20 protein-coding genes are annotated in these 20,569 nt (G+C 69.8%); 13 read left to right on the forward strand and 7 right to left on the reverse strand.

Annotation, left to right across the window (positions count from 1 at the left end; translation table 11 throughout):
- Positions 1-10: 10 nt before the first annotated feature.
- Complete coding sequence (locus tag WBA97_RS21000; RefSeq protein ID WP_424232576.1) at positions 11-547, reverse strand: hypothetical protein; 537 nt, start codon at positions 545-547, stop codon at positions 11-13.
- Positions 544-1,344, reverse strand: a complete 801-nt coding sequence (locus tag WBA97_RS21005) for a methyltransferase domain-containing protein (RefSeq protein ID WP_424232577.1) — start codon at positions 1,342-1,344, stop codon at positions 544-546. Before WBA97_RS21005 ends, WBA97_RS21000 begins: the two co-directional genes overlap by 4 nt.
- A 23-nt stretch (positions 1,345-1,367) precedes the next feature.
- Between WBA97_RS21005 and WBA97_RS21010 the strand changes: the two genes are divergently transcribed.
- The 9 genes from WBA97_RS21010 (at position 1,368) to WBA97_RS21050 (ending at position 9,417) form a co-directional block, all read left to right on the forward strand.
- Positions 1,368-2,021: a DUF1707 SHOCT-like domain-containing protein gene (locus WBA97_RS21010; protein WP_424232578.1), complete on the forward strand. Its 654-nt coding sequence runs from the start codon at positions 1,368-1,370 to the stop codon at positions 2,019-2,021.
- 207 nt (positions 2,022-2,228) lie between these two features.
- Entirely contained in the window at positions 2,229-3,197 is a 969-nt protein-coding gene (gene deoC, locus WBA97_RS21015; RefSeq protein WP_424232579.1) for a deoxyribose-phosphate aldolase, read from the forward strand.
- A 1-nt stretch (position 3,198) separates the two neighbouring features.
- Entirely contained in the window at positions 3,199-4,626 is a 1,428-nt protein-coding gene (locus WBA97_RS21020) for an aldehyde dehydrogenase family protein (RefSeq protein ID WP_424232580.1), read from the forward strand.
- Positions 4,619-5,485 carry an aldehyde dehydrogenase family protein gene (locus WBA97_RS21025; protein WP_424232581.1) on the forward strand — a complete coding sequence of 289 codons (867 nt, stop codon included), beginning with the start codon at positions 4,619-4,621 and terminating at the stop codon, positions 5,483-5,485. The genes WBA97_RS21020 and WBA97_RS21025 overlap by 8 nt, the downstream gene beginning before the upstream one ends.
- 98 nt (positions 5,486-5,583) lie before the next feature.
- Entirely contained in the window at positions 5,584-5,940 is a 357-nt protein-coding gene (locus WBA97_RS21030; RefSeq protein WP_424232582.1) for a hypothetical protein, read from the forward strand.
- Complete coding sequence (locus WBA97_RS21035) at positions 5,937-7,034, forward strand: C40 family peptidase (RefSeq protein ID WP_424232583.1); 1,098 nt, start codon at positions 5,937-5,939, stop codon at positions 7,032-7,034. Before WBA97_RS21030 ends, WBA97_RS21035 begins: the two co-directional genes overlap by 4 nt.
- Positions 7,035-7,141: 107 nt before the next feature.
- Positions 7,142-7,552: a YbaB/EbfC family nucleoid-associated protein gene (locus WBA97_RS21040; protein ID WP_424232584.1), complete on the forward strand. Its 411-nt coding sequence runs from the start codon at positions 7,142-7,144 to the stop codon at positions 7,550-7,552.
- Entirely contained in the window at positions 7,549-8,037 is a 489-nt protein-coding gene (locus tag WBA97_RS21045) for a YbaB/EbfC family nucleoid-associated protein (RefSeq protein ID WP_424232585.1), read from the forward strand. Before WBA97_RS21040 ends, WBA97_RS21045 begins: the two co-directional genes overlap by 4 nt.
- A 78-nt stretch (positions 8,038-8,115) precedes the next feature.
- Positions 8,116-9,417 (forward strand): primosomal protein, encoded by a 1,302-nt coding sequence (locus tag WBA97_RS21050; RefSeq protein WP_424232586.1) that lies wholly within the window; start codon positions 8,116-8,118, stop codon positions 9,415-9,417.
- A 43-nt stretch (positions 9,418-9,460) separates the two neighbouring features.
- Here the strand turns inward: WBA97_RS21050 and WBA97_RS21055 are convergent, their stop codons facing one another.
- Positions 9,461-10,561 carry an adenosine deaminase gene (locus WBA97_RS21055; protein WP_424232587.1) on the reverse strand — a complete coding sequence of 367 codons (1,101 nt, stop codon included), beginning with the start codon at positions 10,559-10,561 and terminating at the stop codon, positions 9,461-9,463.
- A gap of 261 nt (positions 10,562-10,822) precedes the next feature.
- Here WBA97_RS21055 and WBA97_RS21060 point away from each other — a divergent pair, with 261 nt between their 5' ends.
- Entirely contained in the window at positions 10,823-12,001 is a 1,179-nt protein-coding gene (locus tag WBA97_RS21060; protein ID WP_424232615.1) for a hypothetical protein, read from the forward strand.
- A 77-nt stretch (positions 12,002-12,078) separates the two neighbouring features.
- Here the strand turns inward: WBA97_RS21060 and WBA97_RS21065 are convergent, their stop codons facing one another.
- Complete coding sequence (locus WBA97_RS21065) at positions 12,079-13,809, reverse strand: glycerol-3-phosphate dehydrogenase/oxidase (RefSeq protein ID WP_424232588.1); 1,731 nt, start codon at positions 13,807-13,809, stop codon at positions 12,079-12,081.
- Between the two features lie 180 nt (positions 13,810-13,989).
- On the opposite strand from WBA97_RS21065, the gene WBA97_RS21070 reads away from it, so the two are divergent.
- Together WBA97_RS21070 and glpK are read left to right on the forward strand one after the other, a co-directional pair.
- Complete coding sequence (locus WBA97_RS21070) at positions 13,990-14,736, forward strand: MIP/aquaporin family protein (RefSeq protein ID WP_424232616.1); 747 nt, start codon at positions 13,990-13,992, stop codon at positions 14,734-14,736.
- Positions 14,737-14,754: 18 nt separating this feature from the next.
- Positions 14,755-16,269, forward strand: coding sequence for a glycerol kinase GlpK (glpK, locus tag WBA97_RS21075; RefSeq protein WP_424232589.1), 1,515 nt, complete (start codon positions 14,755-14,757; stop codon positions 16,267-16,269).
- A 135-nt stretch (positions 16,270-16,404) separates the two neighbouring features.
- Here glpK and WBA97_RS21080 read toward each other — a convergent pair whose 3' ends face one another.
- Positions 16,405-16,857, reverse strand: coding sequence for a gamma-glutamylcyclotransferase (locus WBA97_RS21080; RefSeq protein WP_424232590.1), 453 nt, complete (start codon positions 16,855-16,857; stop codon positions 16,405-16,407).
- A gap of 104 nt (positions 16,858-16,961) precedes the next feature.
- On the opposite strand from WBA97_RS21080, the gene WBA97_RS21085 reads away from it, so the two are divergent.
- Positions 16,962-18,365 (forward strand): NAD(P)H-quinone dehydrogenase, encoded by a 1,404-nt coding sequence (locus tag WBA97_RS21085; RefSeq protein ID WP_424232591.1) that lies wholly within the window; start codon positions 16,962-16,964, stop codon positions 18,363-18,365.
- Here the strand turns inward: WBA97_RS21085 and WBA97_RS21090 are convergent.
- Together WBA97_RS21090 and WBA97_RS21095 are read right to left on the reverse strand one after the other, a co-directional pair.
- Positions 18,362-19,153, reverse strand: coding sequence for an ESX secretion-associated protein EspG (locus tag WBA97_RS21090; RefSeq protein ID WP_424232592.1), 792 nt, complete (start codon positions 19,151-19,153; stop codon positions 18,362-18,364). The genes WBA97_RS21085 and WBA97_RS21090 overlap by 4 nt on opposite strands.
- A gap of 7 nt (positions 19,154-19,160) precedes the next feature.
- On the reverse strand, positions 19,161-20,564 hold the full coding sequence (locus tag WBA97_RS21095; RefSeq protein WP_424232593.1) for a PPE domain-containing protein: 1,404 nt from the start codon (positions 20,562-20,564) through the stop codon (positions 19,161-19,163).
- Positions 20,565-20,569: the final 5 nt, after the last annotated feature.

Consider the following 20,569-nt stretch of genomic DNA (forward strand, 5'->3'; position numbering starts at 1 on the left):
ACACGTTAGCTCAGACCGACCACACCTCGGCGGTGGCGAGAAAAGCCGACGACGACGGCCGTAGCTCGGTGCCGCCGACGGTCACCTCGCCGGGCACCAGGAGCCCGTCGACCGTGATCGCCGCGTCCGCGACCGGCGCGAGCAGCAGTTGCAACGAGTGCGGGACACCGTCGAGCGCGAAGCTGTCCGTGGTGAACGTGCGGCGCCCCAGCACCTCCGACATGGTCACCTCGATGCCCGCGCCGCGCGCCGTCAGTCCCTCTGCCAGGTCCAGGTCGACCGTCACCGGCGCGGTCTCGACCTCCGGTGTGGTCCACGGCAGCCCGTCCACCTCGGGGAAGTGCCGCACGAAGTACTGCGCGAGCCACTCCGCGAGCACCGGGTCGCTGCCCACGGCACGCACCCGGTCGCCGTGCCACAGCACCAGAGCGGCACCGGCACCACGCACCGACCAGTCCACCGTCCACACCGACGCGAACGCCGTCACGACATCACCGTCGGTGAGCCGCACTCCGGGGTTCGCCCCGCTGAGTATGACCGAGGTCATCGGTGCGCCAGCACGGCGAACATGGTCACCGACATGTGGAAGTCGCCGTTCTGCGCGCCTGCCGCGAGGTCGGCGAGGAACCGCTCGCTCTGCGCGGCGTCGAGGACGCCGCGGTCGACGGCCATCCTGGCGATCATCGCCACCAGCGGCCCGGTCGCCGCGGCGGGAGACTGCACGAGCGCCTGCGAACCGGTGTCGTCGACGGTCAGGCCCGCGCCGGCGAGCTGGCCGGGCAGCCGCCGCGCCGCGTAGGGGTTCACGACGCCGCCGTGCATCGACTCCGTCATCACCCGGACGATGCCGGGCTCACCGGGATGGATGACAGCTGTCGCCCAGTCGACGTCGGTGACCACGACGCGTCCGCCGGGCCGCAGCACGCGGGCGATCTCCGCCGCCGCCTGCTCAGGGTGGTCGAGGTGCTGGAACACGCGCTCGCAGGTGACCGCGTCCACTGACTCGCCGGGCAACGGCAGCGCGTAGGCGTTGCCGTCGACGAACCGTGCGCGGGGCGCGCGCCGCTCCGCCTCCGTGCGCATGCCGGGGTTCGGGTCGACGCCGATGACCTCGCCGCCCTCGCCGACGGTCTCCGCGAGGAGGCGGGCCTCCTCACCGGTGCCGGACCCGATGTCGACCACCCGGTCACCGGGCTTCAGGCCGAGTGCCGAGATGGTCCAGGCTCGCAGGCGGGGGATTCCGGGCAGCCGTGACTGCTGATCCAGTGCGGCGATCTGCTTTGCCAGGTCAGTGGGCGAGATCTCGTCGGCGTGGAAAAGACCGCGCCGGGCACCATCGGGCATGTGCGCACGATAACCTCACCCGCGTGAGTGAACCGCCAGCCGTGCCGGACCCGCGGGAGATGCGGGTGTCCAACGACGACCGCGAGCGCATAGCCCGGGTGCTGCACGATGCCATGGCCGAGGGCAGGCTGACCGTCGGGGAACTCGAGGAGCGGCTCGACAAGGTCTACGCGGCGAAGATCTTCCGCGACCTGGAACCGCTGGTCCGGGACCTGCCGGTCAGCGGCCAGTCGCCGCAGCTGCCGGTGCCCGCCGCCGCGGCATCCCCGCCGGTGGCGTCCAACCGGGTCGGCGGCTGCGGCACGTCGAGCGCGGCGGTCGCGATCATGTCCGGCACGGTGCGCAAGGGCGCGTGGACGGTGCCGCCGACCTTCACGTCGTTCGCGCTGATGGGCGGCGTCCAGATCGACCTGACCGACGCGCGGTTCGAGGACGCGGAGACCACGATCCAGGCGTTCGCGCTCATGGGCGGCATCGAGATCTTCGTGCCGGAGGACGTCGTGGTGCAGGTCAACGGCGTCGGGTTCATGGGCGCGTTCGAGAACAGCGTTCAGGAGCCCGGGCAGCCCCGCCCTGGCGCACCGCTCGTGAAGATCAACGGCCTCGCCTTCTGGGGTGGCGTCGAGGTCAAGCGCAAGAAGCGCGACAAGAAGGACCAGCGCCAGCTCGAGGAGTAACGCCGCGTCGGCCTGACCTGGGCAAAGACGCGCGGCCGCCGAATGCCAACCCCCACCCGTTCCCGGGGGCGTCCCGCCATGCCAGTTTACCGGTTGGGGGTGACAGGACCGGGGGTTCGCGGGTCTCCTGTGGACAACTCATCGACCTGTGGACAACCTGGCCCGACCGGGCGGGCGGGGTCGGGTGTGCCGCCTAGACTCGGGCCCATGGCAGCACCCTCAACGGCGAGCACCGGGTTACCGCCCGCACTTGCCGACGCGACTCGGGACGAGATGTCCCTGCGGCGGTTCCTCCACGGGCTACCCGGTGTGGACCAGGTCGGCGTCGAGCAGCGGGCGGCGGGGCTCGCCACCCGCAGCATCAAGAAGGCCTCGAAACTGCAGGCCATCGACACCGCGATCGGCATGGTCGACCTGACCACCCTCGAAGGCGCCGACACGGTGGGCAAGGTTCGCTCGCTGTGTGCGAAGGCACGCAGGCCCGACCCGGACCGTCCTGACGTGCCCAGAGTCGCGGCGGTGTGTGTCTACCCCGACATGGTGGCGACCGCGGCGAAGGAGACCCGGGGCACGGGTGTCGACGTCGCCAGCGTCGCGACCGCGTTTCCCTCCGGGCGGTCGACGCTGGACATCAAGCTCGCCGATACCCGGTTCGCGGTCGAGTGCGGTGCCACCGAGGTCGACATGGTGATCGACCGGGGCGCGTTCCTGTCCGGGCAGTACGGCCGCGTGTTCGACGAGATCGTCGCCGTCAAGGACGCGGCGGGCCCCGCGCACCTCAAGGTCATCCTCGAGACCGGTGAGCTCGTCACCTACGACAACGTGCGCCGTGCCTCCTGGCTGGCCATGCTGGCGGGCGGCGACTTCATCAAGACCTCCACCGGCAAGGTCAGCCCCGCCGCGACGCTGCCCGTCACTCACGTGATGCTGCAGGCCGTCCGCGACTGGCACACCCAGACCGGCGAGCACCGCGGCGTGAAACCGGCGGGCGGCATCCGCAACACCAAGGACGCGATCCGCTACCTGGTCGCGGTCAACGAGGTCGCCGGCCCGGACTGGCTCACCTCGAAGCTGTTCCGCTTCGGTGCGTCCAGCCTGCTCAACGACCTGCTGATGCAGCGGCGTGCCCAGCTCGAAGGCCACTACAGCGGCCCTGACTACGTGACGGTGGACTGACATGTGGGAATACGCGCCGGCTCCCGAGAACCGGGACATCGCGAACCTCAAGCCCAGCTACCGGATGTTCCTCGACGGCGAGTTCGTCGACGGCGCCGGTGAGCCGCTGAAGACGATCAACCCGGCCACCGAGGAGGTGCTGGCCGAGGTCGGCACCGCCGACAAGAACGACGTGGACCGCGCGGTCAAGGCCGCCCGCCGCGCCTACGACCGCGTGTGGGGGAAGATGCCGGGCGCCGAGCGCGCCAAGTACATCTACCGGATCGCCCGCATGATCGCGGAGCGCGCGCGTGAGCTGGCCGTGCTGGAGAGCCTCGACAACGGCAAGCCGATCAAGGAGTCGCGGGACGTCGACGTGCCGACCGCGTCCGCGCACTTCTTCTACCACGCGGGCTGGGCGGACAAGCTCGGCTACGCGGGGCTGGGGCCCGACCCGAAGCCGCTGGGCGTCGCGGGGCAGGTCATCCCGTGGAACTTCCCGCTGCTGATGGCCGCGTGGAAGATCGCACCCGCGCTGGCCTGCGGCAACACCGTCGTGCTCAAGCCCGCGGAGACCACGCCGCTGACCGCGCTCGTGCTCGCCGAGATCATCCAGCAGGCGGAGCTGCCGCCTGGCGTGGTCAACATTCTGCCCGGCGCCGGTGACGTCGGCGCCGAGCTGGTCACCCACGCCGGGGTCGACAAGGTCGCGTTCACCGGCTCCACCGACGTCGGCAAGCTCATCCAGCGCTCGCTCGCGGGCAAGGGCAAGAAGGTCACGCTCGAGCTGGGCGGCAAGGCGGCCAACGTGGTGTTCGACGACGCGCCGCTCGACCAGGCCGTCGAGGGCATCGTCAACGGCATCTTCTTCAACCAGGGCCACGTCTGCTGCGCGGGCTCGCGGCTGCTGGTGCAGGAGTCGGTCGCCGACGAGCTGATCGAGAAGCTGCACGCCAGGGTCTCGACGTTGCGGATCGGCGACCCGCTCGACAAGAACACCGACGTCGGCGCGATCAACTCACGCGAACAGCTCACGAGGATCACCGAGCTGGTCGAGTCCGGCGAGAGCGAGGGCGCGGACAAGTGGGTGAGCCCGTGTCCGTTGCCGGAGAAGGGTTTCTTCTTCGCGCCGACCGTGTTCTCCGGTGTCAGCCAGGCCATGCGGATCGCCCGCGAGGAGATCTTCGGCCCCGTGCTTTCGGTGCTGACGTTCCGCACCCCGGACGAGGCCGTCGCGAAGGCCAACAACACGCCATACGGGCTGTCCGCGGGCATCTGGACGGACAAGGGCTCGCGCATCCTCTGGATGGCGAACAAGCTCCGTGCCGGTGTGGTGTGGGCCAACACGTTCAACCGCTTCGACCCGACCGCGCCGTTCGGCGGCTACCAGGAGTCCGGGTTCGGCCGCGAGGGTGGCCGCACGGGACTGGAGGCATATCTCGATGTCTGACCGTCTGTCTGTCGCCAAGACGTACAAGCTCTACATCGGCGGCGCGTTCCCGCGTTCCGAGTCCGGCCGCTCCTACCCGGTGCGGGACAGCAAGGGCGGGTTCCTCGCGAACGCCGCCCAGGGCTCCCGCAAGGACGTCCGCGAAGCGGTGGTGGCCGCCCGCAAGGCGTTCGGCGGCTGGTCCGGTGCCACCGCCTACAACCGGGGCCAGGTGCTGTACCGGGTGGCGGAGCTGCTGGAGGGCAGGCGGGAGCAGTTCATCGCCGAAACCGCCGCCAGCGAAGGCGTCGCCACCAAGAAGGCACAGTCCACTGTGGACGCCGCGATCGACAGGTGGGTCTGGTACGCGGGCTGGACCGACAAGATCGCGACCGTCCTCGGCGCGTCGAACCCGGTCGCGGGGCCGTACTTCTCGTTCTCCGTGCCGGAGCCGACGGGGGTCGTCGGCGTGCTCGCGCCGCAGTCCTCGTCGCTGCTGGGGCTCATCAGTGTGGTCGCGCCGGTGATCGCCACCGGCAACACCGCCGTCGTGGTCACCTCGCAGGACCGGCCGCTGCCCGCGATCACCCTGTCCGAGGTGCTCGCCACGTCCGACGTGCCGGGCGGGGTGGTCAACATCGTCACCGGCCGGACCGCGGAGCTGGCGCCGTGGCTCGCCTCGCACGCCGATGTCAACGCGCTGGACCTGGCGGGCGCGCCGGAGTCGATGCGGGCCGAGCTGGAGGGCGCCGCGGCCGATACGGTCAAGCGGGTGCTGCGGGCCAAGGCCACCGAGCCGGACTGGACCGCGCAACCGGACATCGCCCGGCTGCGCTCGTTCGTCGAGACGAAGACGGTGTGGCATCCGATGGGAGTCTGATCGGCGGATTCACCCATATGTCGTGGCCGAGTTGACCTAATCTTGGGACGGGGAGCCACCGGGGGCTGGTGTGCGTCAGACCCGTCAGGAGGGGACAGATGACGAACCACGACGAGCCGTTGCCACCGCCGCCTGGTTACGACGCGGAGGAGGGTGCCTTCGCGAGCTTCGCCAGTGGGTACCGGCCGCTGGCCGACGACCTGAACCGGGCGACGGGCAACAACCTCGGCGCGCACGCGGCAATGGACGGCAACGCGTTCTCACGGGTCGGCAACGAGGTGGGGCTCGCCGACGCCATCCGCAACGCGACGCGGAGCCAGCTCGATCGCGTGAACGGGCTGTCGGGCAACACCACCTCGATGGCGGACGCGGTCGGCAGGACGTGGACGAACTACGTCGACATCGAGGACGAGGGTGACCAGCGGATGCGGCGGGCGATCGGGGAGATTTCGTGAGTCCGACAACGGTTCCCCTTGTCATGCCGCTCGTCCAGCCCGCCGCCGACGCGCAGCGCCAGCTGGCGACCGACGACGGCGCGATCGAGGGCGTCGGCCAGGCGCACGGCGACGTCCAGAACGCGCTGTACACCTACGACACGGACGCGGGCAGCCAGGTCCGCACGCTGCAGAGCGGCTGGGAGGGTGGCTCCGCCGACCGCCAGGCCGCCGACGCCACCACGATGAGCACCGCGACCAAGGACATCAGCGAGTACAGCGCCGAGGTCCAGTCCGCGGTGCGCGACGCGGCGGGCGTCCTCAAGGTCGGTCAGGGCACCAACCAGCAGCTCATCGACAACTTCATGGACAAGGCGGCCGAGCTGCTGTCGGCCGCGGCTGCGCTGCGTGCGGCTGGTGACCACGCAGGCGCGCAGGCCAAGATCTCCGAGCTGATCCGCCTCGGCGCACAGGTCAGCGGCGAGAGCAGCACGAACCTCGAAGCGGTCATGACGCAGCTGACGGGCGTGGTCGACCGCCTCAACGGCGGCGGCGCCACGACCCCGTCCAGCGCCGAGTCCAACAGCCCGCCCGCCGCCTACAACAGCGGTGGCGGCGGCGGCGGCGGTGGTGGAGACGGCGGCGGTGGCGGCGGGGGAGGCGGCGGTGTCGTCACCAAGAAACGCCTCCCGGTCGCGATCCCGCCGCAGCCTGGCACGGGCGTCGCGGTGAACCTGCCCGACGGCAGCACGGTCATGGCCCCGAACGAGACCGCGGCGAAGGCTGTCCGCGCCGCGCTCGGCCAGCTTGGCGTCCCGTATGTGTGGGGCGGCACCGCACCCGGTGTCGGTCTCGACTGCAGCGGCCTGACCCAGTACGCGTACGGCGAGGGCGGCCTGGACATCCCGCGCACCTCCCGCGAACAGGACATCGGCGCGGAGGTCCCGTCGGCGGACCAGCTGCTGCCCGGCGACCTGGTCTGCTGGGAGGGCCACGTGGCCATGTACATCGGCAACGGCCAGATCGTCGAGGCCGGCGATCCGGTCCAGGTCGGTCCACTACGCACGACGAACTCGGGGATGCCGTTCGTTGGCTTCTACCGTCCGACTGGATGACCGCCCCACCCTCCCAACGGACGGCACGGGTCACGACTTGCGGCGGACTGGCGCGCTTGTCGGACCTTTCGGGCACACTTGTGCGGTACCGGGGATCAGGAGGGGTCGTGGAGATCGACATCGACCACGAGATGGCGGCATTGGACCGCAAGGTCGCCCACGCCGACGAACAGGCGCAGGCGCAGGTCGCGCGCGTCGGCCGGGTCACCGGCAAGGCCAGGTCGCCGGACGGTGGCATCGAGGTCGTGGTGGCGCCGGGCGGGCTGCTGACCGCGCTGCGGCTCTCGCCTGCCGCGGTGTCGGGTGACATGGAGACGCTGGCCCGCAACATCACCTCGCTCGCCGACCGGGCGACGCGCCGGGCGGGCAGCAACATGTACAAGACGCTGTCGCCGGTCCTCGGTGAGCGCGGCGAGAAACACCTGGAGTCGCTGGGTTACGTGCCGGTGGACGACGAGGAGGACGCCGCGGACGTCGACTTCTCCGACCCGCTCAAGCACCGCGGTGGCCGTCGGTGATCGAACGCGAGCCGATCAACCGCAGCACGCGGCAGATGATCGAGGACGGCAGGGCCCGCCAGGAGGCATTGTCCAAAGTGGACGAAATCCTGGCCACGGTCACCGGCACCGCGCACGATCGCAACAGCACCATCGAGGTGACCGTCGACGGCCGGGGGAAGCTCGTGCGCCTGCGGCTGGCGCAGGAGGCCGCGCGCTACGGGCCCGACGGGCTCGCGCGGCTGATCGTGAAGGTCGCCGAGGTCGCCATGGACGACGCGACCCAGACCGGCTACAACAAGGTCGCGCTACTGCTCGGTGACAACCTGACCTACGCTTTGGAGCAGCTGTCCGGCCGGTCGGCCCCTGCTCGGACGCCCGGCGGCGACGGCATCACGGCCGAGGAGTTCCAGGCGCGGCGCGACAAACGGGTCACGGGAGAGTCCCCCGATTCATCCGATGAACTCGACTCGTTCGACCCGTCATCGCTACGGTCCGACCGGTGATCCACCATGTTTCCCCGACCACGTAGGCTTCCCGTCGTTCTGAGTGCCCGACGGATTGCCTGACCTGGAGGTCCAGCAATGTCCCAGGACATCGTCTCGATCGAGCTCGGCCTGCCCCAGGGCGATGTCGTCACACTGTGGGCGCCGCGCTGGCGGGAGGACGGCGAGGAGTGGGAGGCCTTCCTCGGCCACGAGGACGACCTGTACGCGTTCCCGGACGCCGCCCACCTCGCCGCGTTCGTCCGCACCGTCGACGAGCACGACCTCGCCGACCACCCGGCATGGGATGTCGTGCCCGAGCTGTCCGTGCCGGAGCTGCTGCCCGACGAGGCGCATACCTACGACCTCGTCGGCGTGCCCGAGCTGGCAGCCGAGGAACCGGACACGTGGACGATCGGCGAGCTCGCCGACATCATCACGATCGTCCGGTCGCTCGCCGACGTGTGCGAGCTGGACGAGGTGCACGAGGTGCTGAACTCGGCCGCCGGGTTCTCCGTGCTGGAGCAGGGCACGTTCCCGTTCACCGGCCGCGAGGGCGAGAAGCTCTGGACCGACCTCGCCGAGACCATCGCAGAGCGGTGGGACGAGATCCTCGACGCGATCGATGACGTCGTCGTGGTCCCGGATGTCGACAAGGCGACGCTGGACGAGACCACTGACGAGCTGGCGGCGTTCCAGGCCGAGTCCGCGGAGGCGGAGAGCGCGCTGGACACCGAGGACGCCGACGACGTCGTCGAGGACGAGTCCAAAAAGGACGACGCGGAGGACGCGGACGAGGACGCCGACGACGAGGAAGAAGAGGAAGAAGAGGCCGAGCCGGAGCCGGTCGGCTTCTGGGCCGAGGTGGGCATCGACCCCATCAAGATCATCACGGCGGAGGCGGAGTACTACACCCTCCGCTGCTACCTCGATGACGAGCCGATCTTCCTCGGCTCGAAGGGCAAGATCGCGGTCACCAAGTCCCCTCGGGCGCTGGCCAAGCACATCGCGCAGTCCGTGAACGAGGACAACGACCTGTCCGAGGTCTCCACGTGGGACGACGTCGCGACCAAGGCGACCGACGGCAGCCTCGAGATCGAGGTCGAGACCGACAACACCTACGTGCTGAACGGGCTCGCCGACGACATCGAGGAAGGCCCGGACGCGGTCGACCCGGTCCAGCTCGACCTGGCAGTGGAGTTGCTGAACGACGCCGCCGACTGGGCGGGCGACAAGAGCGTGTCCGAGGGGCTGGCCCAGTCCGAGAGCCTTGGCTGGCTGGTCTCGTTCGTGCTGCGACCCGACCCGACGCGCCTGGCGCCGAGCGCGCCGTTCGACGCGGAGGTCGAGTCGTGGCGCGCCCTGGTGAGCGACTTCGAGGAACGCCTCGACATCAAGTGACCAGCGGAAAGGGCCCCGTCCTTCGACGGGGCCCTTTCCCGTGTCAGCCCGTCAGCGCGGCGTAACCCGGCTTGATCACCGTGTCGATGATGGCGAGGCGCTCGTCGAACCCGATGAACGCGGACTTCATCGCGTTGATCGTGAACCACCGCAGGTCCGCCCAGTCGTAGCCGAACTGGTCCACCAGCGTGGACATCTCCGACGACATCGAACAACCCGACATCAGCCGGTTGTCGGTGTTGACGGTCACCCGGAAGCGCAGCTTGGTGAGTAGTCCGATCGGGTGGTCGGCGATCGACGTCGCCGCACCGGTCTGCACGTTGGACGACGGGCACATCTCGAGCGGGATGCGGCGGTCGCGGACATAGCTCGCGAGCCTGCCCAGCTGCACGGTGCCGTCGTCGTCGACCTTGATGTCGTCGACGATCCGCACACCGTGCCCCAGCCGCTCCGCTCCGCAGTGCTGGAGGGCCTCCCAGATCGACGGGAGACCGAACGCCTCACCGGCGTGGATCGTGAAGTGCGCGTTCTGCTGCCGCAGGTACTCGAACGCGTCCAGGTTGCGCGTGGGAGGGAAACCCGCCTCCGGGCCCGCGATGTCGAAGCCGACCACGCCGGTGTCGCGGTGCCGCACCGCCAGTTCGGCGATCTCCAGCGAACGCGCGTTCTGCCGCATGGCGCACAGGAGCGTGCCGATCCGGATCCGGTGGCCCGCCTCCAGCGCGCGTGCGGTGCCGACGCGGAAACCTTCCTGCACCGCTTCCACGATCGTGTCGAGATCGAGCCCGTTCTCACAGAACAGCTCCGGTGCGTAACGCACCTCCGCGTACACGACACCGTCAGCGGCGAGGTCCTCCGCGCACTCGGCTGCGACCCGCACCAGCGCGTCGGTCGTCTGCATGACACCGCACGTGTGCGCGAACGTCTCGAGGTACCGCACGAGCGAGCCCGAGTCGGCCGACTCCGTGAACCAGTGGCCGAGTTCGTCGACGTCGCTGGTGGGGAGTTCGCGGTAGCCGCACGCGTCGGCCAGTTCGATCACCGTGGCGGGCCGGAGGCCACCATCCAGGTGGTCGTGAAGGAGAACTTTGGGTGCGGTTCTGACAGCCTCCGGGGTCACCGGAACGAGGTTCATGCTCGACATGGTGCAACGGTACTCGGAGGGCGCCGTCATCCGATCCGGTAATCGTAGCACCACGCAAGGTGATGTTCGACGGTGGCATTCGCGCCACGGTCAAGCTCCGATCGGCGTAACTATGCGTGTTTGAGCCTGCAAGCAACTAACGGGTGGTGTATTGGCGCGTTCCAGGAGTGGCTAGGCTTTCAACGTCGGCCCTGCCCCATCCCCACGACGAAGGTCACCTCCGTGAACGAGAACAACAACTCGACGGTGCCGTTCGACCGGATGCGCAACATGTTGGTGCGCGCGGCCGAGATCCGTGAGAGCGAACAGCAGCAGATCTTCGACACGCTGGACGAGATCCACGCCAGGCTCTCGCCGCTGGAGTCCATCGGGGCGGTGCGCAAGCGGCTGTCCGAGCTCCCGGACCGCACGGATGTCACGGCGTTGACGTCGCGGGTCGACGACGCGATGGCCAAGCTCGAGTCCCAGAACACCGCGCTGGCCGCGCTGACCCGTGCCGTCGAGGGCATCGTGGACAAGCTGGCCACGCCGTTCGCGCAGCTGGACGGCCGTCTCGACGGGGTGGCGGGGCGCTTCGAGGGTGTCGCCGGCCGGATGGACGGGCTTGAGGACAAGCTCGCGAACATCCACCGCCGCATCGACGAGCTCGACGCGAACATCGACAAGCACCTGGACAAGCAGGACGCGAAGCTCGACGCGCTGCCTGGCAACGTGACCGGCCCGGTGCGCGAGCGCGTCGACGCGGCCACGAACACGCTGCGCGAGCGCGTGGAAGGCGCCGAGAACACTCTGCGCGTGCGGATCGACGAGGTCGACGGCGCCCTGCGCGGCCAGCTCGACTCGACCCGCGACACCGTCCGCCAGTCGGTCGTCGACGCGTCGGAGACGGTGCAGGGCAAGCTGGCCGAGGCGGTCGAGGGCCTGCACGCGAACGTCGACCAGAAGTCGACCTCGCTGTCGGCCAAGGTCGAGGCGTCCCGCAAGACGCTGCAGGACTCGATCGACGAGACGAAGACGACGGTCGACGGCACCGAGCGGCTCGAGGAGCTGGCGGTGCGCCTCGAGCAGGTGACCGGCCGCCTGGACAGCATGACCACCAGACTCGACGCGGTCGAGGACGGCTTCACCGACAAGATCGCCGACATGGGCAAGACGCTGGCCAAGAGCCTTTCGACGGTCGAGGGCGTGGTCACCAAGCAGCCGGACACCGAGTCGGTCGTGTCGCTGGTGAAGAAGAGCAACGAGGAGTCGGAGCGCCGCATCGGCGGGCACCTGGACGAGGCCATGGCCACGTTCGCGGAGCTGATGATGGGTGGCGGCGCCCAGCCACCGCGCCCGCCCGCCACGCTGCCGCGCCAGACCGCGCGCCGCCGCAACGGCAAGCCGCAGAAGAACAACCCGACGAACGAGGACCACGACGAGGCAGGCGTGTCGAGCTGATCCTGGTCTGATCCCGGTTTCGGGCATCGAGCCGGACTCGCGACGCCGGCGATGCCGGGCTCGCGAGTCCGGGACCGTCAGGCCGGTTCCGGTTCTTGTTCCAGTTCCGGCCGGGCTTCCGGGGCCGCCGCCCGGATGGCGTCCGCGGCCTGGTCGTCCGGTTGGTCCTGGCTGTCTCGTTCGGCTTGCACTCGGGCCTTGTAGATCTTGACCTCGCGGCTCGTCGTCTCCTCCGGCCAGCCGAGCACGCCGGCCATCAGTTCCGCCACCTGCTGCGCGCAGTCGACGCCCCGGTGCGGGTACTCGATCGAGATGCGGGTCCGCCGCGCGAGGGTGTCGTCCAGGTGCAGCGCGCCCTCGTGCGACGCCGCGTACACGATCTCCACCTGCAGGTAGTCCGGCGCGGCGGTCAGCGGCTTCAGCAGTTCCGGCCTGCCTTCCGCCAGCGTCAGCACCTCGTGCACCAGCGACCCGTACCGGTCCAGCAGGTGCCGCACGCGGTACGGGTGCAGGCCGTGCCGTGCGCCAAGCTGGTCCACCTGGTTCACGAGCGCGTGGTATCCGTCGGCGCCCAGGAGCGGCACCTTGTCCGTGATCGACGGCTGGAGCCTGCCCGGCAGGTCGGCCGACGCCGCGTTCACCGCGTCAGCGGCCATCACCCGATAGGTGGTGTACTTGCCGCCCGCGATCGCGACCAGGCCCGGTGCCACCCGTGCGACCGCGTGCTCACGCGTCAGCTTCGAGGTCTCTTCGCTCTCCCCGGCCAGCAGCGGCCGCAGCCCCGCGTACACGCCCTCGATGTCGTCGTGTGTCAACGGCGTCGCGAGCACCGAGTTCACGTGCTCCAGGATGTAGTCGATGTCGTGCTTCGTCGCAGCCGGGTGGGCCAGGTCGAGGTTCCAGTCCGTATCGGTGGTCCCCACGATCCAGTGGTTTCTCCACGGAATGACGAAAAGCACCGATTTCTCTGTCCGCAGAATCAGTCCGGATTCGGCCACGATCCGGTCGCGTGGCACGACGATGTGCACGCCCTTCGACGCGCGCACCCGGAACCGGCCGCGCGAGCCGGAAAGCCGTTGCAGGTCGTCGGTCCACACGCCGGTGCAGTTGATCACCGCGTTCGCCTGCACCTCGAGGCCTCGGCCGTCCTCGACGTCGTGGATCCGCACACCCGACACCCGGTCCGCTTCCCGGATGACGCCCACGACCTGTGTGGACGTCCGGATCACGGCACCGTAGTGCGCAGCGGTCCTCGCGACGGTCATCGTGTGCCGCGCGTCGTCGGCCTGCGCGTCGAAGTACCGGATGCCGCCGATCAGCGCCGACCGCTTCAGCGCGGGCACCAGCCGCAGCGCACCGGCACGGCTCAGGTGTTTCTGGCCCGGCACGGACCGCGCGCCGCCCATCGAGTCGTATAAGAACAGGCCTGCCGCCGTGTACGGGCGTTCCCAGATGCGATGTGTCAGCGGGTAAAGGAAACTCACCGGCTTCACCAGATGGGGCGCCAAGCGGGTGAGCATCAACTCGCGTTCGCGCAGCGCCTCCCGCACGAGCCCGAACTCGAGCTGCTCCAGGTACCGCAAACCGCCGTGAAACAGCTTCGAGGACCTGCTGGAGGTGCCGGACGCGAGGTCACGCGCCTCCACGAGCGCGACACGCAGGCCACGGGTCGCGGCGTCCAGCGCCGTGCCGGCGCCGACCACGCCACCGCCGATGACGACCAGATCGAACGTCTCCGAACCCAGCCGCCGCCAGGTTTCCTCACGCTCAGCTGTACCCAGCTGACCGCCCGTGGTATCCGCTGTCACGGCGCCTCCTCGTCCTATACGTTCCGGACGAGAACCACGCTACCGGCCTAACGAGCCTCCCGATATCTGGACAAGTTGACCTTGTGGGCCTAGCGTCGGGCTGGCTCAGGGTAGGCACCGGCGCCCCACCCTTCAGGCCGACGGACGCCTACCACTCAGTGCGAAGGAGTGGTCGTGGATCTGAACTTCGGCGAGATATTCCTCTGGGAAATGCTGGGTACGGCCGGGCTGATTCTGCTCGGCGCCGGCGTGGTCGCGAATGTCGTGCTCAAAAAGACACTCGGCACGGGTGGCGGCTGGCTCCTCATCAACATCGGCTGGGGTTTCGCGGTGTTCGTCGGCGCGAGCATCGCCAACCCGAGCGGCGCGCACCTCAACCCGGCGGTCACGCTGGGGCTGGCCGCCGCGGACAAGACCGAATGGTCCGACGTGCCCGCATATCTCGCCGGTCAGATGGTCGGCGCCTTCATCGGTGCGGTCCTCGCCTGGCTGACCTACAAGCTTCAGTTCGACACCCACGACGAGCCGGAGAACACCCGAGGCATCTTCTGCACCGGTCCGACCGTGCCGAGCTACGCGTGGAACGTCGTCACCGAGGTCATCGGCACCTTCGTGCTGGTCTTCTGGATCCTGCTCAGCCCCGGCGCGTCGGTCGGCGACGACGGGGTGCCGGTGTTCGGCAACGGGGCGCTCGGTTACGCGGCCGTCGCGTTCGTCGTCATCTCGGTCGGTGCCTCGCTCGGTGGCCCGACGGGGTACGCCATCAACCCGGCGCGTGACCTCGCGCCGCGCATCGCGTACGCGGTGCTGCCCATCAAGGGCAAGGGCAGCGCGGAGTGGAACTACTCGTGGGTGCCGGTGGTCGGCCCCATCGTCGGTGGTGTCCTCGCAGGCCTCCTGTACCAGATCCTGCCGGCGACCGCCTGACCCAGAGAGGCTTTTGCAATGACGAGCTATGTGGCCGCGATCGACCAGGGCACCACGTCCACCCGCTGCATGATCTTCAGCCACGCGGGTGAGGTCGTGGCGGTGGCCCAGAAGGAGCACGAGCAGATCTTCCCGAAGGCAGGCTGGGTCGAGCACGACCCGGAGGAGATCTGGCTCAACGCGCGTGAGGTGGCGGCGGGTGCGCTGGCGAAGGCGGACCTGCAGTCGAAGGACATCGTCGCGGTCGGCATCACCAACCAGCGCGAGACCGCGGTGGTGTGGGACAGGTCGACCGGCAAGCCGGTGTACAACGCGATCGTCTGGCAGGACACCAGGACGGACAAGATCTGCGCTGCGCTCGAGGGACTCGGCGGCGGGCAGGACCGGTACAAGGCGAAGACCGGGCTGCCGCTCGCGACGTACTTCTCCGGGCCGAAGATCCGCTGGATCCTCGACAACGTCGACGGTGCGCGGGAACGGGCCGAGGCTGGCGACCTGCTGTTCGGCAACATGGACACCTGGGTCCTGTGGAACATGACCGGGGGCCCGGACGGCGGCGTTCATGTCACCGACCCGACGAACGCGTCCCGCACGCTGCTCATGGATCTGTCCACCTTGGCCTGGGACGAGTCGATCGCGGCGGACATGAAGGTGCCGCTGTCGATGCTGCCCGAGATCAGGTCGTCGTCGGAGGAGTACGGCAAGGTCAGGGAACGCGGCGCGCTGTCCGGGGTGCCGATCGCCGGCATCCTCGGTGACCAGCAGGCGGCGACCTTCGGGCAGGCGTGCCTGTCGCCCGGCGAGGCCAAGAACACCTACGGCACCGGCAACTTCGTGCTGCTCAACACCGGCACGGAGAAGGTGATGTCGCAGAACGGGCTGCTCACGACGGTCTGCTACAAGATCGGTTCGAACGACCCGATCTACGCGCTCGAGGGTTCGATCGCGGTGACCGGGTCGCTCGTGCAGTGGCTGCGGGACAACCTGGGCATCATCGGGTCGGCGTCGGAGATCGAGAGCATGGCCACGGCGGTCGACGACAACGGCGGCTGCTACTTCGTGCCCGCGTTCTCGGGCCTGTTCGCGCCGTACTGGCGGTCGGACGCGCGTGGTGCGATCGTCGGCCTGACCCGGTTTGTCAACAAGGGACACCTGGCGCGGGCCGTGCTGGAGGCGACGGCGTTCCAGTCGCGCGAGGTGATCGACGCGATGAACGCGGACTCCGGGGTGCCGCTGACGGCGCTGAAGGTCGACGGCGGGATGGTCCAGAACGAGCTGCTGATGCAGTTCCAGGCCGACATCCTCGGCGTGCCGGTGATCCGGCCCGTGGTCGCGGAGACGACCGCGCTCGGCGCGGCGTACGCGGCGGGACTCGCGGTCGGGTTCTGGGAGACCGAGGACGACATCCGCAACAACTGGGCGAAGGACAAGGAGTGGACCCCGTCGATGGACGACGCGGCCCGCGAGAAGACCTTCGGACAGTGGAAGAAGGCCGTGACGAGGACCTTCGACTGGGTGGACGCGGACGACTGAGCCCCCGCCCCTGCTCACCACGCGAGGTGAGCAGGGGCATCCCACCCTGCGGGGCCGCCCCTCGGGCACGTCGGAGAGCCTCGGGGCAGCGGCTGTGCGGTCGCTGCGGCGACGCTGTGAATCAGATGTGAGGGCCTACGGGCCGATGCCCCGGCACGGTCTGGTGCGCAGGTCGGACACGTAGTCCGCGGGTGCGCCCGCGGACTCGGCCGCGTCGGACACCACCCCGAGGTAGCGCGCCGACGGCAGGCCGCCCTCGTAGGCGTCCAGGACATACAGCCAGGCGAGCACCGAACCCTCGAGCGTCTGCACTCTCAGCCTGATCTTCGAGTGCAGGCCCAGTTCGGAGCCCTCCCACCGGTCGAGGCGTGTCTCGTCCTCCTGGGTCACGTCGTAGAGCACCACGAACACCTGCGACGTCGGGTCCTCGACGATCGTTGCGAGCGCGCCCTCCCAGCCGATGTCCTCCCCGCCAAAGGTCAAACGCCAACCAACGAGCCAGCCGGTACCCGCCATCGGCGAATGCGGCGCTCGCTCCATCATCTGGGCGGGATCCATGTTGGACCCGTACGCGGCGTAGAGCGGCACGACGACAGCGTAGCGATACCCCGGATCATGCGCTGTCACCTGGCCGCGCCGCGCCGCGTACCGTTTGTCCCGGAAGGCCTCACATGAGCAGAGGGGAGCCGCGGGTGACGCGGATCGTGATCATGGGCGGCGGCCCGGCGGGGTACGAGGCGGCGCTCGTCGCCGCCCAGCACGGCGCCGACGTCACGATCGTCGAACGGGACGGGCTCGGCGGCGCGTGCGTGCTGTACGACTGCGTGCCATCCAAGACCTTCATCGCGTCCGCGGGTGCCCGGTCGGCCTTCCACAACGCCGATGAGCTGGGCATTCGCGTCGACAGCGAGCTGCCTGGTGTCGAGCTGCCGGTCGTGCACGGGCGCGTCAGGGGGCTCGCGCTCGCCCAGTCCGCTGACGTGCGCAACCGCGTGCAGCGCGAGGGCGTGCGGGTCATCAACGGCATCGCCCGCTTCTGCGACGACGAGCTGGGGCTCGCCGCGCACCGGGTCGTGGCGGAGTCATCCGACGGCACGACGGAGGTGCTCGACGCGGATGTCGTGCTCATCGCGACCGGTGCCACCCCGCGCGTGTTGCCCGGCGCGGAGCCGGACGGGGAGCGGATCCTCGACTGGCGGCAGATCTACGACCTGCCGGAGCTGCCGGAGCACCTCGTGGTGGTCGGGTCCGGGGTCACGGGTGCCGAGTTCGTGTCCGCGTACACCGAGATGGGGGTGCGGGTCACGCTGATCTCCAGCCGTGACCGGGTGCTGCCGCACGAGGACGCCGACGCGGCCGCCGTGCTGGAGGACGTGTACGCCGCGCGGGGCACCGAGGTGGTCAAGCACGCGCGGGCGTCGCGGGTGGAGCGGACCGCCAAGGGTGTGGTGGTGCACCTGGAGTCGGGCGGGACGGTCGAGGCCTCCCACGCGCTGATGACGGTCGGGTCGGTGCCCAACACAGAGAACCTCGGGCTGGAGAAGGTCGGTCTGGCGACGGGGCCGGGTGGGTTCGTGTCCGTGGACCGGGTGTCGCGGACCAGCGTGCCGGGGGTGTACGCGGCCGGTGACTGCACCGGGCTGCTGATGCTCGCGTCGGTGGCGGCGATGCAGGGCCGGATCGCGATGTGGCACGCGCTGGGCGAGGGCGTGGCGCCGATCAAGCTCAAGACCGTGGCCGCGAACGTGTTCACGCACCCGGAGATCGCGACGGTGGGCATCTCCCAGCAGTCGATCGACTCCGGCGAGGTCCCGGCCCGCACGATCATGCTCCCGCTGGCGACGAACGCCCGCGCGAAGATGGAGGGCCTGCACAGGGGCTTCGTGAAGCTGTTCTGCCGCCCCGCGACAGGGGTGGTCGTTGGCGGGGTGGTGGTGGCCCCGGCAGCGAGCGAACTGATCCTCCCGATCGCCCTGGCCGTCCAGAACCAGCTGACGGTCGAACACCTGACCCACACGTTCTCGGTCTACCCGTCGCTGTCCGGCTCGATCACCGAAGCGGCCCGCCGCCTGATCCGCCACGACGACCTCGACTAACCGTCGGGGGGTTCTTCGTGTAGTTCGGTCAGGTGTTGCAGTAGGCGGCGGGGGTTGGCCGGGGAGATCGTCGTCCACGGTTCGTTTTCCGGGGACTCGCGGCGTATCTGCAGGTAGCGGCCGTCCGCCGTGTCGAAGAAGCTGATCACCCGGCCCGCGCGGACGCGACGGCCCCAGCGGTCGCGGGACGCGCTGCCGTACTGGCCTCGGTTGACGACGTCGCCGATCATGTCGGCCAGCGTCTGTGCGTCGGCCGCGCGCACCCCTCGCTCGCGCAGCGCGCCCGCCAGCTCCTCCTGCTTGGTGGCCTCCTTGGCCGCCGCCTCGAAGTCGGCCGTCGGCAGCGTGATCGACTGACCCGGCCCGGCCTGCGTGTCCGGCAGCACGGACAGCGCGAAGCGTGGGAGACCGGTCACGTCCGCGGGACGCAGCGTCAGCCGCCCGTTCGCCAGCACCGCCAGTACGGCCGCGTCCCCGGTCGTCGCCGCCAGCAGCCGGACCTCACTGCCCAGCCATAGCCTGCCGTCGATCTCCCGGTCCGGTTTGCGCAGCAGCGATAACAGGTGAGTGAGCCTCGGGTGCGCGTCGACGGGCGAGCCGAGGCCGCGGCTCGCGAGCCCGTCCCAGACCCCACGGACGATGTGCTTGCGCTCCTCGTCCGTGCGGCCGGGCGACGGGACCCGCAGAACCAGCGGCATCTGGTCCACACCGTGGTAGTGCTCCCACAGCACGTCGAACTCGAGCGTGCTGATCTCCACCGGGTCGGTCTCGACAGCGCCGATCGTCATGCCGTGATTATCGGCCGCCCTCGCCGATCACCGTAGGCGGCAGCTTGTGTTCCTCGTCCAGGATCGAGACCGCCTCGGTGACCTCGGCGGACTCCCGCAGGTCGAACCGGCGCCTCGGGCTCTCGCCGACCACGGGATCGTCGTTGTCGCCGAACCACTGGCTGGAACCGATCGCGTCCATGCCGAACCGGCGCAGCGGGATCTTCTCCTGGCCGCCGTTCACCGGACCGGTCGCCGGCGCGATGGGCGCACCCGCGGCCGGGTGAGCGCTGGCCGCGGCCTGGCTCGCTGCCGCGGCGTGCTGCAGTTCGCTCGGCGGCAGGCCCATGTTCGACGGACCCGACTTCGGCGACACGGCACCGTTCCCGCTGCTCGAACCAGCCGCGGGCGCGTTGCCGCCACCGCTTCCACCGCTTCCGGCGTTGCCACCGCTGCCACCGCTACCCGCGTTGCCGCCGTTGCTGCCGCGGCCCGACGCCCGTTCCTGCGAACCCCCGCCCGACATGCGAGATCCGGCGAGGAGCGGGTCGCCGGACACACCCATCGTCTTGCCGGGTGCCGGCATGCTCGGACCTCCCGGCCGCCGCGAGTCCTCCCAGTGCGACGACGAGCCACCCGTCGACGGCGAGTGCCAGCTGTCGCGGTTACCACGCCAGTCGTTGTGGTGGTGGTCGTGGTGCCCAGAGGGACCGGGGCCTGCCAGCCCCGCGGAGTTCGTCGGCAGGATGCCGTTCAGCCCGCCACCTTGCCCCTGGTGCATGTCGGTGTTCGGCAGCACCTTCTGCGGCACGTCGAAGCTGGCGAGCGCGGACGTGGTCGTCTTGGTGTTGGTCTCGTACACGACCATCACCTCGACGGCGCGCTCCTCCGCCGACGACGCGGCCGCCTCGGCGGGCTCGGCGTCGACCTGGGTCTGGAGCACCTGCACGGCGGGCGCGACCGTCGGGTCGGCCTGCGCGGGCGTCACATCTTCCGGCGCGGGCATGTCGGCCCGTGCCTTGGCGATGTGGTCGCCCTGGTCCTCGACGGCCGTGCGCATGATCCCCGCGCCGGCGCCCGTTTCGTTTGCCCACGTCGCCGTGGTCGCCAGCCGTTCGTAGGCGGCACCGGCGGCCCTGCCCTGCCAGCCGGAGCTGGTCAGTTCGAGGGCCTTCTGCAGGTCCTGGCCGATCTCGGTGAGGGTCGTGGAGATCTCGGCCCAGCGACGCGACGGTGACGCGGACGCGCCAGCGCCCGGCCCGTCGTGGAGCATCAGGTACAGCTCCTTGTGGGTGTACCCGCGCCAGCGTGCGCCCTCGCCGGGGTCGCTGCCTGCGGGGGTCTCCTCGGCGGGCGGTGTGGTGGTCGGGGTGGTCACGGGTGGGGTACTGGCCGCCGGAGTGCCCTCCGGCGGCGTGACGGTGTCGGTCATGTCGC

The sequence above is a fragment of the Actinophytocola sp. genome, assembly GCF_049647105.1.
Taxonomy (GTDB): domain Bacteria; phylum Actinomycetota; class Actinomycetes; order Mycobacteriales; family Pseudonocardiaceae; genus Actinophytocola.